This is a genomic window from Polynucleobacter sp. es-GGE-1, assembly GCF_018882005.1.
In the GTDB taxonomy this organism is placed as follows: Bacteria; Pseudomonadota; Gammaproteobacteria; order Burkholderiales; family Burkholderiaceae; genus Polynucleobacter.
Genome location: NZ_JACVPE010000001.1, coordinates 38,593 through 54,121 on the forward strand (window position 1 = coordinate 38,593; position 15,529 = coordinate 54,121).

Sequence of the window (15,529 nt, forward strand, 5' to 3'; positions counted from 1 at the left end):
TTAGGCCGCCTCTTTTGCTAAGTTCATAAACAAAATAGATACTTGTGCACCGACCACTTCTTCTCCTCGCATACGATTTCGTATTTCTATTTTGGCACCGTGGTCGTCAATAATTTTTTTAACGACCGCCAAGCCTAATCCCGTGCCTTTACTCTTAGTTGTTACGTAAGGCTCAAATGCTCTTGCCAATATCTTAGCTGGAAATCCAACTCCACAATCACTTATTGTAAATCGCACTGCATTTTGAGTGACCCCATCTTGCTCACCATAAGCCACCAACTCTGTTTTTACCTCGACTGGTTCAGCCTGATGACTGCCCTCCAGCGTAGCGTCTTGAGCGTTTTGGAGCAGATTATGAATAACTTGTCTCAGCTGAGTTGAGTCTCCCAAGATATTTGGGCAGCGTGGATCGAGCTGGGTTCGCAAGGGACTGCCCTCGTATAAACCGAGTATTTCCGTGGTGAGCGTATTAATGGAGACGGGCTTTAGTTGTGGTGTGGGGGTCTTTGCGAAATCCCTAAAGTCATTCACCATTTCTTTCATGGCTTGGACCTGTCCAATGATGGTCTCGGTGCTGCGATTGATCATGTCCTCTTGCTCGGGACTGAGCTTACCCGCAAGTTTGTGTTGCAAGCGCTCAGCAGAGAGCTGAATTGGGGTCAGTGGATTTTTAATTTCGTGGGCAAGGCGTCTTGCAACTTCACTCCAAGCAATCGATCTTTGTGCACTAATGACATCAGTAATGTCATCAAAGACCACCATGCGCAGATCTGTCGTCAGCTGTGTGCCACGTACAAATAAGGTTACACCTAACTCATTATCAAATTCATTAGCAGTATGAAGCTGAACTTGTTTTTGCCATATAGGCGCCGCCTGTTGGGCTGATTCGGCTGCAGAATCAGACACATCATTAGAAACGGCAAGCTTCAAGCTTGCGAAGCCTTCTTTAATAGCTTCTTCAAACTCCAAAAGCGCAGGATTACTACTCAGGGGTTTGCCGTCCAAAAGGGTTAAATCTTGTGCAAAGATGCGGTCTGCGCCAGCGTTGCTAGACACTACCTTATAGCTTTTATCAAAGATACACACCCCTGCAGTGAGGCTTCCCAAAACCTTTTCTAAAAAGGCCTTGGATTCTTGCAAAGATGTGCGCGTGTCGGCCAACTGCCTGGTCATCACATTAAATTGCCGTGTCAGCATGCCAAGCTCATCGCCCGTATCGAGCTCTGGCTTGGGCGACAAATCGCCTTGGGCAACTGCCTGAGTTCCTTTGAGCAACATCAGCAATGGTTTGGCAAGTTGACGGCCTAATAGTAAGGCCAAAATCACCGCGACAAATAATGCAAAAAAGAGTGTCAGTGTGAGAGTGCCAACAAACATCTTACGCAAACCGGTGCGGCCCAAAGACTTCTCTTGATAATCAGTATAGGCAGATTCAACCGCATCAATATTCTTAGATAGTGGGCCGGGAATGAAGCGTACCAGCTGAAGAAAGTATTTATCGTCTAGCTCTTTGTTGGGATCGGGTTTTCCTTGGATAGATTTCTTGCGCACAATTGGCACAATCGCTCTTACTCTATACCCACGCTGCCCAGCATCTATTTCAGTTTGATCTACGAAGGTCAGGCCCTTCTTTTTAAATGCTTCTGCAATGACCTCTTCACCAGGGGGAGGAAAATACTTTTTAGGCTTTACCTCACTAGTAAAGATCAAAGTACGTTGGACGCTAAACAGACTAAGTTCTTGAATACCAAATTGATTACGAATCTTCATTGCCATGCTCGCAACCTGCTCCGTGCTTGAGCCAGCAGGAGCCAGCACAATTTGTTCGGCAATGAAATTACCTTCGGCCAAGATTTCTTCTTGGGCAACCCTTAAAGTAACGCGCCCCAACTCAAGGCCCGAGTTGAGAGCAGATTCGACTTGGACGTCAAACCAAGTTTCAATACTTCGGGAAACGAACTGGAGAGAAACTCCGTACAAAATTAATCCTGGCACCACCCCCACTAGCGCAAAAATCATTGCCAATTTGGCGATCAAACGTGTACCGAAGTGACCGCGACGCCAACGCACGGCAATCACGATAGCTAAAGTCAAAATGACGAGCGTTAAGCAAACGCCAATGACCAGGTTTGCTGCATAAAGCCAAATAAAGTAACGGTCAAAGAATTCGGTGTTGGAGGAAGCAATCGATAACAAAGCCAATAGCAGTAATGCTAATGCTCCAATCAAGCCTATTGCAGCTGGAAGTATTTTTTTTCTCCAGACCTTGGATTCAAAGAAGCTGGGCTTAGCCGATGTTATAGCTTGTCTCATCGCTTAATTAGATTTGATCCGCCGGTAGAGAAAGGCATGCGGAACCAATCACTAGAGACATTCCACTCTCTAGTGTTCAGGGCATTTACCTGAAATGGTTTGGGTAGCTTGCTTAAATCCAAGGCAATGTGCAAGCTTGCGGTGTATGCTTTACTGGGGTCAAGCTGGCTGTTATCAATCACGCGCCAACCACCAATACTGCCAACCGCTTGCAAGGCTTCAGAAATCGTTTTGGCAGAAAAACTAAAGCCTTCGGAGGCAATACGATATTGCTGAGTCAAGGGCTGATAAGACAAGCGCGCTTGTCTTTGGGCAGAGATTGGTTTTTCATCAAACCAATACCAGCGCGAGCGCGTCAACTCAAAGTCTGTCTGAAAATAAAGCACAACGCCTTTTTGTACAGCATCTTCCAAGCCTGGCGACAACTCAATTTGGAAGGTGGCATTTAGCAGCCAATCGTTATCGACCTTCTCTAGCTCAAAGGATTTGATTTTGATGCCCTCGGCATTAACGGCCGTTGAAAAAATACTCAAGGCCATCAAACCCAAAAAGATGAATTGTTTAATTCTTCGGCTCATGGCCCATTTTTCTTAAACAAAGCATAGTAAAAACCATCGTTCGCTTCGGTTGGCAAAAGCTGTCCTGGAGCATCTAATCGTACCGCATTGCCATGCTGCTGCGCAAACCAAGCTGCCTGCTCTTCACCCTCCTCCGGAAACACCGAACAAGTAACGTATAAAAGCAGTCCTGCGGGCTTGAGCATCTTCCATGCCTGGGTCAAGATTTCACGTTGCTTTTTCTGCAAGGACTTGATGTCTGCCTCACGCCGTAAAAATGGAATATCTGGATGTCGAGAAACAATGCCTGAGGCCGAGCAAGGGGCATCTAACAAAATTTTGTCAAAGAGAGTGTCATCCCACCAAGCAGCTTTTGATGCGTCACCGCGAATTACCTTTACTTTTTCAGAGTGCAAGCGCAATCGATCTAAGTTGCCGCCAATTTTTCCAAGGCGAGAGCCGTCTAACTCTAGCGCAACCATCTGACAGTCTACTAGCTCTAATAGATGGGCTGTCTTTCCTCCTGGCGCTGCGCAAGCGTCTAGTATTAAATCACCAGGTTGGGGGTTCAATAGAATTGCTGCTAATTGAGCGCCAGCATCTTGTACTGATGCAGCACCACTATAAAAACCCGGCAACTCAGAAACAGGCACAGGATTTGTGATCAACAGCGCACTGGGTAAAGTAATGCCTGCTACCGACTCAATGGGAAAAGATGCAATACCAGCATCATTTAATAAAGCTTGATATTGCTCCCGCGTATATTGTTTTTGATTCACTCGCAAAATGAAGGGTGCGCGCTTCGCTTGAGCAAACAAAATGGTTTGCCATAGCTTCGAGTAATTTCGCTTGAGGTTTGCGCGCCACCACGCGGGAACATACATCGAGATAGGGTCTGGCGGGTAACTAGGTTTGCCCTCGGGGGGCTGCAAAATCAAACTCACTTTGCGAAGCACAGCATTTACTAAGCCCTTGGCATACATGGTTTGGTCGTACTCGCCACACGCTCTGACTGCCTGATCAACAATCGTATGGGTTGCATAGCCTTTGCCCTCGGTACCATCGCGCATAAACAACGCAATTGCAACACTCAATAAGTGATCAACTTCAGGTGGCGGAGTTTTGGGTACAAATTGTTTTATCAATTCATGAGAGCGAACCCATTTACGCAGCGCATCAAAACTCAAGCTTTGAACTATGGGTCTCTCGTGGGCATCTAGTTGGTCCAACACTTCGGTAAGAGACCTGCCACTCATAACCTCACCAATAGCTTGTGCGGCAATAGTGATTGCCTCTGAAAGTGGTAGGCTTTGGGCTGTTTTTTGATCTAGCAATGGGTTTTACTCGACGTCAAGATTGCTCGACCTTTGTTTTAAAACAAAATGGTTTTTCAGCAACATCAAATGTTTGCAAACAAAGTTTTGCGTTCATTCTTTTTCCGCCGGGCTTTTGCATTTCTATAACCTCAAGCACACCAGAGCCGCACTGCACATAAATACTCTCCTCGCCAAACCCCAGAACTTCGCCAGGCAAACCCGACTTACTAGGAGCCTCTTTTGGCATGCATGAATTCCAAAATTTAATCCCATGCCCAGTAAAACTACTGCTGGCACCAGGGAAAGGATTAAGCGCCCGAATACGAGCATCAATTTGCTTTGCGCTCAGGCTCCAGTCAATCTCAGCCTCTGCTTTTAATATTTTCTCTGCATAGGTAATGCCTATATTTGATTGCGGTATGCGAGCCAAAGATTTAACACCCCCCAACTGAGCAAGCGTGTTCACAATTAACTTTGCGCCCAAAGCAGCTAATCTATCGTGCAAGGTCACGCTTGTTTCATTGGGAGCAATTTCAAGCTCCTCAAGCAAAACCGTGTCGCCCGTATCAAGGCCCGCATCCATCTGCATAATGCATACGCCCGTCTTATGATCGCCTGACTCTATAGCGCGCTGAATGGGAGCAGCGCCGCGCCAACGAGGCAATAAGGATGCATGAATATTAAAACTTCCATGCCTATCTGGACGTTCGCTAATATCCAAAATCTCTTGGGGCAATATCAAGCCATAAGCAACTACCACCATCGCATCAAAATCAAGCTGGGATAAGCGTTGATATGCTTCTTCTGCCTGTAGCTTTTTTTGCGCATCAGGATGATTGCGTTTGAGCGTTTCTGGCTGCATCACTAGTATCTGCTTCTCTAATGCAAACTCTTTGACAGGACTGGCTTGCAAATGCATTCCCCTACCAGCGCGGCGGTCAGGCTGAGTGAGCGCGAGCACGATTTCATGGCCAGCCTCAGCAATTGCGCGCATCGCTTGCGCTGCAAACTCAGGGGTGCCGGCAAAGACAATCTTCATGCAGGGCGACTAGCGCTGACCTACCAATTCTTTGGCGCGCTTTTTCATTTTTTGTGAGATACGAGTTCGCTTGAGCAAGGATAGGTACTCAACAAATACTTTGCCTTGCAGATGATCTAATTCGTGTTGCAAACAAACGGCTAATAGTCCATCAGCCTCAATCTCAAACTCCTTGCCATCAAGATCTAAAGCCTTCAAGCGTATTTGGGCTGGGCGTTCAACTTCATCATAAAACTCAGGCACTGAAAGACAGCCTTCGCGCCAAGATTTTGTTTCAGCACTCGCCCAAATAATTTCTGGATTAATAAAAACCATCAACTCATTTTGCTCATCAGAAACATCAATCACAACAATGCGCTCATGAATATCGACCTGTGTTGCAGCTAACCCAACTCCAGGCGCCTCATACATAGTGTCAGCCATATCAGCCACAATTTTTTTAACACGAGCGTCTACCTGCGCCACAGATTTAGCAACTTTATGCAAGCGTGGGTCGGGGTAACAAAGGACAGTTAACAAAGCCATGTAGGAATTATCTAACAGAGCAATCCGTCTGTCCTGATTGTTCATAATCCCCCGCAGATCAAAATGTTTGCTACCTATGTCATCAATACCAAGAACCATCCGCAAAATTGTGCGCGGGGATCAACATTACCCAGCTCGGCTCAATGATCTTTTCGACCCTCCAAGTTGCCTATATATAAAAGGGAATATTGGGCTGCTGCTGATGCCCATGGTCGCCATTGTGGGCTCGCGCAACGCCAGTGCCAAAGGACTCAAAAATGCCAGCCACTTTGCCCAAAGCCTGTCTAAGGCTGGTGGCACCATTATTTCCGGGCTAGCCAAGGGAGTTGACGGGGCAGCACACCGCGCCACACTTGGTCTTGGGGCAAACCATCACACGCTAGCCGTATGCGGGACTGGGCTAGACATTGCCTATCCTCCGGAGCACCAAGGACTGATGACGACGATTGGGCATCATGGTTTATTGGTTTCAGAGTTTCCACCGGGGGTTGGTCCAAAAGCTTTTCACTTTCCCAGGCGCAATCGCATCATTGCAGCCCTGTCACTAGGTGTAGTAGTAATCGAAGCTGCTGAAAAATCAGGCTCCTTAATCACTGCCCGTCTTGCCTGTGAGCTGGGAAGAGAGGTTTTTGCTTTACCCGGCTCCATTGATGACCCTCTTTTTGCAGGCTGCCATCAACTCATACAACAGGGGGCCAAGTTGGTTCGAAGCCCCCAAGATGTGCTGGAAGAGCTCATTTTTCTCAAAAACCCCATTTAAAAGGATTTTAAGAGGGTTTTATCCAACAAAAAGTCGCCTAATAGGAATCTCAAATGCTTTAAAAAGGGCTTTTTTGGACTTTTCAGGATTTATCGGTTAATAATAAAAAAGGGATCTGCAATAGGCTAAATCGTAATTTGGTTTAAATTGATCATCCTTTTTCCCTATTAAAAACATTTATTCAGGCTCAAATTTAGGCAAACGCGTGGCTAAAGCATCTACCAAAAGCAGTTCCAAGACCTCATCCGTGGATAACCCAAAGGCGCTGATCATTGCCGAAAAACCCTCGGTTGCCAATGACATCGCTAAAGCCCTGGGCGGCTTTACCAAGCATGAGGACTATTTTGAAAGCGATGACTTTCTAGTCTCGTCTGCTGTTGGCCATCTTTTAGAAATTGCTGCGCCAGAAGAATATGACGTCAAACGTGGCAAGTGGTCTTTTGCCAACCTGCCAGTGGTGCCCCCTTATTTTGATTTGCGCCCGATTGCTAAAACAGAGTCGCGCTTAAAAGTGTTACAAAAATTGATCAAGCGTAAAGACGTTACTTCATTGATTAATGCCTGTGACGCAGGGCGCGAAGGTGAGCTTATCTTCAGACTGATTGCCCAGCATGCAAAAGCATCGCAATCGATTAAACGCCTATGGCTTCAGTCGATGACGCCAGCATCCATTCGTGATGGCTTTATTAACCTGCGTAGCGATGAAGATATGCAGCCGCTTGCTGATGCAGCACGCTGCCGCTCTGAGGCTGATTGGCTCGTGGGTATTAATGGCACCCGCGCCATGACTGCTTTCAATAGCAAGAGTGGTGGCTTCTTCTTAACTACTGTGGGTCGCGTACAAACACCAACTCTCTCTATTGTTGTAGAGCGTGAAGAACTCATCCGCAAATTTATTTCAAAAGATTATTGGGAAGTAAAGGCGGAGTTTATTGCTGCAGCTGGAGTATATGAAGGTCGTTGGTTTGATCCTAAGTTTAAGAAAGATGTTGCCGAGCCTGATGCTCGTGAGAATCGTCTTTGGAGCGAAGCTGCAGCGCAAAGTATTGTGGCGGCTTGTCGCGGAAAAAAAGCAACCGTCAGTGAAGAAGCAAAACCAGCGACCCAGCTTGCACCACAACTTTTTGATTTGACTAGCTTGCAGCGCGAAGCTAATGCACGTTTTGGTTTCTCTGCAAAAAACACACTAGGCCTTGCGCAAGCTTTGTATGAACGCCATAAAGTATTGACTTATCCCCGTACTGACGCAAAAGCGCTGCCGGAAGATTATTTGGATACCGTGAAGCAAACCATGGAGAACCTTGCAGATCACTCGCAAGAATATCGTTCGTTTGCTAAACAAATTTTGCAGGGCGATCCCAAGGACCCCAAAGCAAAAGCGGGTTACGGTTGGATCAAACCTAATAAGCGAATCTTTGATAACTCCAAGATTTCTGATCACTTTGCGATCATCCCAACCCTTGAGTCGCCGAAGAGTTTGAGCGAGCCAGAAGCAAAGCTTTATGACTTGGTAGTGCGTCGCTTCTTGGCTGTCTTCTATCCTGCTGCTGAATTCCGGGTCACGACTCGGATTACCGAAGCATCTGGGCATCACTTCAAAACAGAGGGTCGTGTCCTTGTAAATCCGGGTTGGCTAACTGTTTATGGCAAATCGAATCAGGCAGATGATGAGTTGGTGCCAGTGCAAGAAGGTGAAACGGTTCAAACGGAATCTGTGATTTCTGTGCCCTTGAAAACCAAGCCCCCAGCCCGCTATACAGAAGCAACCTTGCTCTCTGCAATGGAAGGTGCAGGCAAATGGGTTGATGATGATGAAATGCGGGAAGCCATGGCCGAAAAAGGTCTTGGGACTCCAGCAACGCGAGCAGCCATCATCGAAGGCTTGCTGGCCGAAAGATACATTGTGCGCGAAGCGCGTGAACTAATTCCTACCGCGAAAGCATTCCAGCTAATGACTTTGCTGCGCGGCTTAGATGTAGAAGAATTAACTCGCCCTGATTTAACGGGCAGCTGGGAAAATAAGTTATCGCTCATCGAGCAAGGGAAGATGAATCGCGACACCTTCATGCAAGAAATTGCACAGATGACTCAACGCATTGTGAAGCGCGCAAAAGAATATGACAGCGACACTATCCCAGGCGACTACGCGACAATGACTACGCCCTGCCCACACTGCAAAGGGCCGGTGAAAGAAAACTATCGTCGCTTTGCTTGTGAAAAATGTGGCTTTACGATTAGCAAAACTCCCGGTGGGCGCGCATTTGAATACCCTGAAGTAGAAGAGTTGTTACGTGAAAAAACGATTGGGCCTTTACAAGGATTTCGCAGCAAAATAGGTCGCCCGTTTGCCGCCATCATCAAGCTAACTGAAATTCCAGAAGATGATGCTGACTATCCAAATGCAGGCTTTAAATTAGAGTTTGATTTTGGCAACACGCAAGATGACGAAACAGAAGCGATAGATTTCACCGGTCGCCAAGCTTTAGGCGTATGTCCAAAATGTTCTGGTGCCGTTTATGAAGATGGTATGCGCTATGTTTGCGAAAACAATACTGGCCCTAGTAAATCTTGCGACTTCAAAACAGGTAAAGTTGTCCTTCAGCAAGAAGTGTCGGCTGAACAAATTCAAAAATTGCTCAAAGAAGGTAAGACGGATCTGCTTACCAACTTCAAATCTAACCGCACTGGGCGAGGCTTTAAGGCCTACTTAGCACTTGGCTCTGATGGAAAAATTGGTTTTGAATTTGAGGCTAAAGCACCTGGTGCAGCCAAAGCGCCCGCTAAGAAACGTGCGGGTGCCAGCGCTGCAACTAAGTCCGCAGCAAAACCTAAGCGCGTAAGCAAGGCAAAGTCGTCCTCTAGTAGCTGAGCTGTAACTAGCTTAGCCGCTAAGGCTGACCACAAAATCCCCCTTGACCCCAAGGCAGTAGCCAAGAAAATTCCCGGGCGCTGACGAAGCGCTCCAATGATTGGAAGACGATCGCCAGCAACACAGCGCACGCCAACAAACTCATCGTTTTTAATAAGGCTGCTGGAATCCCCCTCTGGATAGTCAAGCAAGCCTTTTGCCTGTGCGCGATTAAATTCATCGCTCGCCTCTCTTGGAGACAAGTCATCCTCGCCTTCATCAAAACTAGAGCCAACGATCCAGCGATAGCTGCCGTCTTCTAGCTGCTCTGCTGGCAAACAATAGCCATCCCCTGAAATGCCTACCTTGGGCAACTTTGACACCCAAGGGTCATCGGGCCCAATTGAAAAAATACTGAGTTGCCCGCGCACTGGTTTTAGGGGGAGACGCACCCCGAGGCTATTAATTAAATCTTTGCTATCGATTGCTGTAGCAATCACGATCTTCTTCGCACTGATGAGCACATTGTTTGAGCAATCAAATAAGTGCCATATTCCATTGCACTCTTCCAGCTTTGTAATACGAGTACTCCAAAGGCATGTTAGGCGCTCATGCTCCTTCAGTAGTTGCTTGCTTGCCTCCAATAAATTTAAGCAAGCCCCGCGAGAAATCCAAACACCGCTTTGTGAGATGCCACACATTGTTCTGGCTTCTTCAACATCGAGAGCAATCGCAATGTCTTCTTTTAAATCTAGAGAATGAAGGTGGGCCGAGACTTCTGCGCGATTAAACTCTCTATCTTTTTTTGTCGGCTGAAAAATACCATGTGCTCTCCAAGTCTCTCCCCACCGAGCTTCGGCCAACAAAAATGCCAGGCGCGTTAAGCGTAATAAACGAGGGGAGCCTTTTCCAATATGCGGGTGCGCTATCGCAAAGGCATGACTGGAACAAGCGGTAGCAGGGGAGTGAGAGGCATCAATAACGCAGACGGACTTGCCGCGTTCGAGTAACTCATTTGTGATGGTTGCGCCACAAATGCCTGCCCCAATCACCACGATTTCATGGTGTTGGGGTTCGGTCATTAATTTAATCTAGGGGTAGCGTAAAAATTACTAATAGCTTTGCAGCTTACACGTTCAAGCGCTGTTCGATCTTGGCACGAGTCTCTTGCAACTCTTTAGGCAAACGCTCGCCAAGGTGATCAAACAATTCTGTGTGCAGCTTCAGCTCATTTTTCCAGTCATCAACGGCTACATGGATCGCTTTAGCAAACTTCTCAGCAGAGTAGTCCAGGCCGCCCCAATGCATATCGGTGTGTTCTGGGCAAATACCAAATGGGGTTTCTTTACCGCTTGCTTTACCTTCAGCACGATTCAAGATCCATGAAAGAACCCGCATGTTCTCGCCAAAGCCTGGCCATATAAACTTGCCATTTTCGTCTTTACGGAACCAGTTCACACAGTAGATCTTCGGCAATACGGCGCCGTCCGCCTCAAGCTTCTTACCAATGTTGAGCCAATGCTGAAAGTAGTCGCTCATGTTGTAACCAGCAAACGCAATCATTGCAAATGGGTCTCGACGTACGACGCCAATTTGACCAGTAATCGCAGCGGTGGTTTCTGAGCCCAAAGTAGCAGCCATGTAAACACCCTCTACCCAATCGCGCGCTTCACTTACCAATGGCACGGTATTAGAACGGCGGCCACCGAATAAGAACGCATCAATTGGAACGCCTTCTGAGTCATCCCACTTTGGATCTACTGCAGGGTTATTGGTCGCGGCTACTGTGAAGCGTGAGTTTGGATGCGCAGCTTTGCGGCCTGCAGCGCCATCTGCTGGAGTCCAGTCTTTCCCCTGCCAATCAATCAAATGTGCTGGTGGAGTTTCTGTCAAACCCTCCCACCAAACATCACCATCATCAGTTAAGCCAACGTTCGTAAAGATCACATCTTGGTTTAAGGAATCGATACAGTTTTGGTTGGTTTGACGGTTTGTGCCAGGGGCAACACCAAAGTAACCAGACTCTGGGTTGATCGCGAACAAACGTGTTTTGCCGGTAACCGAGTCTTTGCGTGGCTTGATCCATGCAATGTCATCACCAATTGTGGTGACTTTCCAGCCGTCAAATCCTTTTGGCGGAATCATCATAGAGAAGTTGGTTTTTCCGCAGGCGGATGGGAATGCGGCAGCAATGTGATACTTCTTGCCTTCAGGTGAAGTTACGCCAAGAATCAACATATGCTCAGCCAACCAACCTTGATCGCGACCCATATTGGATGCAATACGCAATGCGAAACATTTTTTCCCCAACAAAGCATTGCCACCGTAGCCTGAACCAAAAGACCAAATCTCGCGCGTCTCTGGGTAATGAACAATGTATTTGGTTTTGTTATTCGGCCATGCAACGTCTTTTTCACCGGCTGCCAATGGCTTGCCTACGGTGTGGACACAAGGAACGAACTCGCCATCTGCGCCCAACTGATCGATCACTGCCTTGCCCATACGGGTCATGAGGCGCATATTAATTGCAACATAAGGGCTGTCAGATAACTCGACTCCGATGTGGGCAATTGGCGAGCCGATTGGGCCCATTGAAAATGGCACTACATACATTGTTCTGCCACGCATACAACCATCAAATAATGGATTTAATGTTGCGCGCATTTCATTTGGCTCCACCCAGTTATTGGTAGGTCCAGCATCTTCTTTTTTAGCCGAACAAATGAAAGTGCGGTCTTCAACGCGGGCGACATCTTCTGGGTCAGAAAGCGCTAAAAATGAATTTTTCCGTTTTGCAGGATTGAGTCGCTTGAAAACCCCGGCACTTACTAGTAATTCACACAACTCATCGTACTCAGCTTGAGAGCCGTCGCACCAACGAATGGCGTCAGGCTTTGTGAGTGCAGCCACCTCTGAAACCCACTCAATTAAACGCTCGTTTTTTACGTAAGCCGGCGCATTCGCATTCACTTGGCCGCTAATAGTTGAAGTCATATGTTTCCCCATGAAGATTGAATTTTTTAATCCAATGATTTTATCATTTTGGACATATTTGACGGCTCAGCAAGTCACACGACCAAGCTCTTATTTGCCGATACAGAATTGGCTAAAAATTTTGCCCAAAAGGTCATCTGGTAGGAGCTTGCCCGTTATTTGGCCAAGATGATTTTGGGCCAAAGATAGCTCTTCTGCGAACAATTCAAGCGAATTATTACCATTTGCAGCAAATTTTTCTGATTTTTCAATATGTTCGGCGGCGCGCTCTAAACAATCCAAGTGGCGCCTGCGAGCAACAATTGCCCCTTCTTGAGGGCCACTCCAGCCAACGGTTTCGAGAATTTTCTGTTTCAGGGCTTCAACACCCTCGCCTGTTTTCGCCGAAATCAACAAAGCCCTATCTTTTATGACGCCGGAATTTTTATCCAATAAATCAGACTTATTCATCAACTCCAAAACGGGGCAATTAGCGGGTGCGGCATCCAAAATTTGAAGCCTTAAATCATTAGCTTCTTTTTCAGCATTCGGGGCGGTCAAGAAAATAATCAAATCTGCCAGACGAATCGCATCCCAGGTTCTCTCAATCCCCTTTGCCTCAACCTCGTCCGAGGTTTGCCTTAATCCAGCGGTATCAATAATGTGCATTGGCACCCCCTCAATCTGGATGCTTTCTTTCACTCTATCCCGGGTGGTGCCAGCAATAGGAGTCACGATAGCAACTTCCTCACCGGCCAGCCTATTTAAGAGTGAGCTCTTGCCAACATTGGGGGCGCCAGCCAATACCAGCTGTATGCCATCGCGCAAAATTTTTCCTTGCTTGGCGTTGTTGCGCAGCGCTTGAAGTTTTGTTTTCACTGCCGAAAGACGATCGCGTGCTTGCGCGTTTTCTAGAAACTCGATTTCTTCTTCGGGGAAATCAAGGGTCGATTCCACCAAAATTCTTAGCTGGGTAATTTCTTCAACAAGACTATTGATGTCGTCTGAAAAGGCGCCCTGCAAGGATCTAGCAGCTCCACGAACGGCCGACTCACTCTGAGCATCAATCAAGTCTGCTATTGCCTCAGCCTGGGCTAAGTCAACTTTGTTGTTGAGATACGCGCGGAGAGTAAACTCGCCGGGCTCAGCGATAACGAGACCAGCTTCTTTGCCAAGCTCGAGGCAGCGCCTCATTACTAGCTCAAGCAGCTGAGGGCCGCCATGGCACTGCAACTCCAAAACATCTTCGCCAGTAAACGAAGCGGGTGCGACAAAATAAATTGCTACCAATTGGTCGATGAGCTGCCCGCCCGCATCGCGCAAGCTGAGCAGGGTTGCTTGGCGAGGAAGTAGATCCCTTTGAAAAAGGGCTTTGATGATTGGCCTTAGGTATTGTCCACTCAAGCGGACAATACCAACCCCAGCTTTACCTGGGGCGGTTGCTACAGCAATGATGGGAAGCTTACGAGTCATCATTGCTGTTTGTTTTTCATGAAATGCTATGCCATCAACAAATTACTTGGCTTCTTTTTTTCCAAACATTTGGTTGATCTGCCACTGTTGTGCAATGGACAACAAATTATTAACCACCCAGTACAAAACTAAGCCTGCAGGGAAGAAAAAGAACATGATCGAAAACACGATCGGCATATACAACATGACCTTAGCCTGAATTGGATCTGGCGGGGTTGGGTTAAGTTTAGTTTGCACAAACATGGATACCGCCATGATCACTGGCAAGATGTAAAAAGGATCCGGCACGGATAAGTCCTGTATCCAAAGAACCCATGGCGCACCTCTCATTTCGACAGATGACAACAATACCCAGTACAAAGAAATAAATACGGGAATCTGAATCACTACAGGCAAACAGCCGCCCAGTGGATTGATTTTTTCTTTGCGATACATCTCCATCATGGCTTGATTAAGCTTTTGTGGATCGCCTTTGTATTGCTCTCTCATCGCCATCAAACGCGGCTGAACCTCTTTCATGCGAGCCATCGATTTATAGCTAGCAGCGGAGAGTGGGAAGAAGACCAATTTAATTAAGATTGTTAACAGAATGATGGCCCAACCCCAATTGCCTACATAACCGTGGATTTTTTCCAACAACCAGAAAATAGGTTTGGCAAGAATGGTGAGATAGCCATAGTCCTTCAAGAGCTCAAAACCTGGGGCGATGGTTTCTAAAACTTTTTCTTCTTGTGGTCCAACGAAGAGCTGTGCTTTTTCAGTCACCACTGTTCCTGGCGCAACAATACCCAATGGGGTCTGCATGCCAACGCGATACAGGCCGTTATCAATTTTTCCAGCGTAGATATCACGGACAACCTTATCGCCTGGAATCCAGGCGCTAGCAAAATAGTGTTGCACCATGGCAATCCAAGCTGGATCGCCTGCAGGCACTTGCTTTGGCAGTGTGATTTTGTTTTTATCAATCTCCGTGAATTCAAGCTTATTGAACTTTTCTTTGTCGGTATAAGCAGCTGGTCCAGTAAAGGTGCTAGCAGAGAAAGCACCATCAAACGGTCCAATTTTTTGTTCTTGCGAACCATCACGCACAATCTCGGTATAGAGAACCAAAGGGTTTGGATTTGTCACGCTTTGTGTAACCCGGTGACCGACATCCACCACATAACTTCCTGGATTAAGGATGAAGGTTTTTTCGAGCTTTACGCCACCTCGTTCGCTGGCAAGCACAACAAACGGTCTGCCTGAACCATCTTTGCCAGACTGAACCAACTTAAAGGTGCTTGTATGGTTTGGCAAATCATTGTTGTTGAGGGTGATTAACCCAGATCTCGCAAAATATTTATGGTTTGGTGTGTATTGGAATAGCTCAACCGGTTTTTGTTCCGCAGTTAAGGCTTTGAGGAGTTTTGCATCAATAACATTTGCACCGCTTGCGCTTATCTCCAAAACTAGCACGTCGTTTTGTAATACAAACTTTTCTGCGCCCTCAATTGAGCCAACATTTGCAGTCGGCGCTGCTGTAGCGGTCTTAGTGGCACCTGAAATTTGCGTGGGCACATCTAATTTACTGGCTGTGCCTGTCTTGTCTGCGGCTGCGGGCGCTGCAACTGGGGCAGCAGCGAACATCGATGGTTTGCCCTCATGAACCTGCCAATTGTTGTACAGCATGAGGCCTGATAGTGAAAACACAGCCCAAAGAATTGTTTTTTTAAAGTCCATTTGTGT

The 15,529-nt window shown here is 47.0% G+C and carries 10 protein-coding genes and 1 pseudogene; 2 read left to right on the forward strand and 9 right to left on the reverse strand.

Going from position 1 to position 15,529, the window contains the following annotated elements; genetic code table 11:
* From ICN35_RS00240 to def, 5 genes are read right to left on the reverse strand one after another with little or no spacing between them, the layout of a single operon-like run.
* Positions 1 to 2,313, reverse strand: coding sequence for an ATP-binding protein (locus ICN35_RS00240; protein ID WP_216123394.1), 2,313 nt, complete (start codon positions 2,311 to 2,313; stop codon positions 1 to 3).
* Positions 2,310 to 2,891 (reverse strand): DUF4390 domain-containing protein, encoded by a 582-nt coding sequence (locus ICN35_RS00245; RefSeq protein ID WP_216123396.1) that lies wholly within the window; start codon positions 2,889 to 2,891, stop codon positions 2,310 to 2,312. Before ICN35_RS00245 ends, ICN35_RS00240 begins: the two co-directional genes overlap by 4 nt.
* The gene (gene rsmB, locus ICN35_RS00250; protein WP_255535635.1) at positions 2,888 to 4,204 is read right to left on the reverse strand and encodes a 16S rRNA (cytosine(967)-C(5))-methyltransferase RsmB; all 1,317 of its coding nucleotides are present in this window, start codon (positions 4,202 to 4,204) and stop codon (positions 2,888 to 2,890) included. Before rsmB ends, ICN35_RS00245 begins: the two co-directional genes overlap by 4 nt.
* A 16-nt stretch (positions 4,205 to 4,220) precedes the next feature.
* On the reverse strand, positions 4,221 to 5,225 hold the full coding sequence (fmt, locus tag ICN35_RS00255) for a methionyl-tRNA formyltransferase (protein ID WP_216123398.1): 1,005 nt from the start codon (positions 5,223 to 5,225) through the stop codon (positions 4,221 to 4,223).
* A gap of 9 nt (positions 5,226 to 5,234) precedes the next feature.
* Positions 5,235 to 5,750: a peptide deformylase gene (def, locus tag ICN35_RS00260; protein ID WP_216123531.1), complete on the reverse strand. Its 516-nt coding sequence runs from the start codon at positions 5,748 to 5,750 to the stop codon at positions 5,235 to 5,237.
* A gap of 76 nt (positions 5,751 to 5,826) precedes the next feature.
* On the opposite strand from def, the gene dprA reads away from it, so the two are divergent.
* The gene (dprA, locus tag ICN35_RS00265; RefSeq protein ID WP_216123399.1) at positions 5,827 to 6,510 is read left to right on the forward strand and encodes a DNA-processing protein DprA; all 684 of its coding nucleotides are present in this window, start codon (positions 5,827 to 5,829) and stop codon (positions 6,508 to 6,510) included.
* 205 nt (positions 6,511 to 6,715) lie between these two features.
* On the forward strand, positions 6,716 to 9,379 hold the full coding sequence (locus ICN35_RS00270) for a DNA topoisomerase III (protein ID WP_370625637.1): 2,664 nt from the start codon (positions 6,716 to 6,718) through the stop codon (positions 9,377 to 9,379).
* Here ICN35_RS00270 and mnmC read toward each other — a convergent pair.
* The 4 genes and pseudogenes from mnmC to yidC form a co-directional block, all read right to left on the reverse strand.
* Positions 9,349 to 10,440: pseudogene (mnmC, locus tag ICN35_RS11345) on the reverse strand (FAD-dependent 5-carboxymethylaminomethyl-2-thiouridine(34) oxidoreductase MnmC); the annotation flags it as partial. The gene ICN35_RS00270 and the pseudogene mnmC sit on opposite strands and share 31 nt — an antisense overlap.
* A gap of 46 nt (positions 10,441 to 10,486) precedes the next feature.
* On the reverse strand, positions 10,487 to 12,352 hold the full coding sequence (locus ICN35_RS00275; protein WP_216123400.1) for a phosphoenolpyruvate carboxykinase (GTP): 1,866 nt from the start codon (positions 12,350 to 12,352) through the stop codon (positions 10,487 to 10,489).
* Between the two features lie 90 nt (positions 12,353 to 12,442).
* Positions 12,443 to 13,804, reverse strand: a complete 1,362-nt coding sequence (gene mnmE / locus ICN35_RS00280; protein WP_216123401.1) for a tRNA uridine-5-carboxymethylaminomethyl(34) synthesis GTPase MnmE — start codon at positions 13,802 to 13,804, stop codon at positions 12,443 to 12,445.
* Positions 13,805 to 13,846: 42 nt separating this feature from the next.
* Positions 13,847 to 15,523, reverse strand: coding sequence for a membrane protein insertase YidC (gene yidC / locus ICN35_RS00285; RefSeq protein ID WP_216123402.1), 1,677 nt, complete (start codon positions 15,521 to 15,523; stop codon positions 13,847 to 13,849).
* Positions 15,524 to 15,529 lie beyond the last annotated feature (6 nt).

What these genes read in the sequence shown, in the direction of transcription:
- ICN35_RS00240 (WP_216123394.1), bottom strand. Translation starts at nt 2,313, where the DNA reads ATGAGACAAGCTATAACATCGGCTAAGCCCAGCTTCTTTGAATCCAAG.
- ICN35_RS00245 (WP_216123396.1), bottom strand. Translation starts at nt 2,891, where the DNA reads ATGAGCCGAAGAATTAAACAATTCATCTTTTTGGGTTTGATGGCCTTG.
- fmt (WP_216123398.1), bottom strand. Translation starts at nt 5,225, where the DNA reads ATGAAGATTGTCTTTGCCGGCACCCCTGAGTTTGCAGCGCAAGCGATG.
- def (WP_216123531.1), bottom strand. Translation starts at nt 5,750, where the DNA reads ATGGCTTTGTTAACTGTCCTTTGTTACCCCGACCCACGCTTGCATAAA.
- dprA (WP_216123399.1), top strand. Translation starts at nt 5,827, where the DNA reads ATGTCATCAATACCAAGAACCATCCGCAAAATTGTGCGCGGGGATCAA.
- ICN35_RS00275 (WP_216123400.1), bottom strand. Translation starts at nt 12,352, where the DNA reads ATGACTTCAACTATTAGCGGCCAAGTGAATGCGAATGCGCCGGCTTAC.
- mnmE (WP_216123401.1), bottom strand. Translation starts at nt 13,804, where the DNA reads ATGACTCGTAAGCTTCCCATCATTGCTGTAGCAACCGCCCCAGGTAAA.
- yidC (WP_216123402.1), bottom strand. Translation starts at nt 15,523, where the DNA reads ATGGACTTTAAAAAAACAATTCTTTGGGCTGTGTTTTCACTATCAGGC.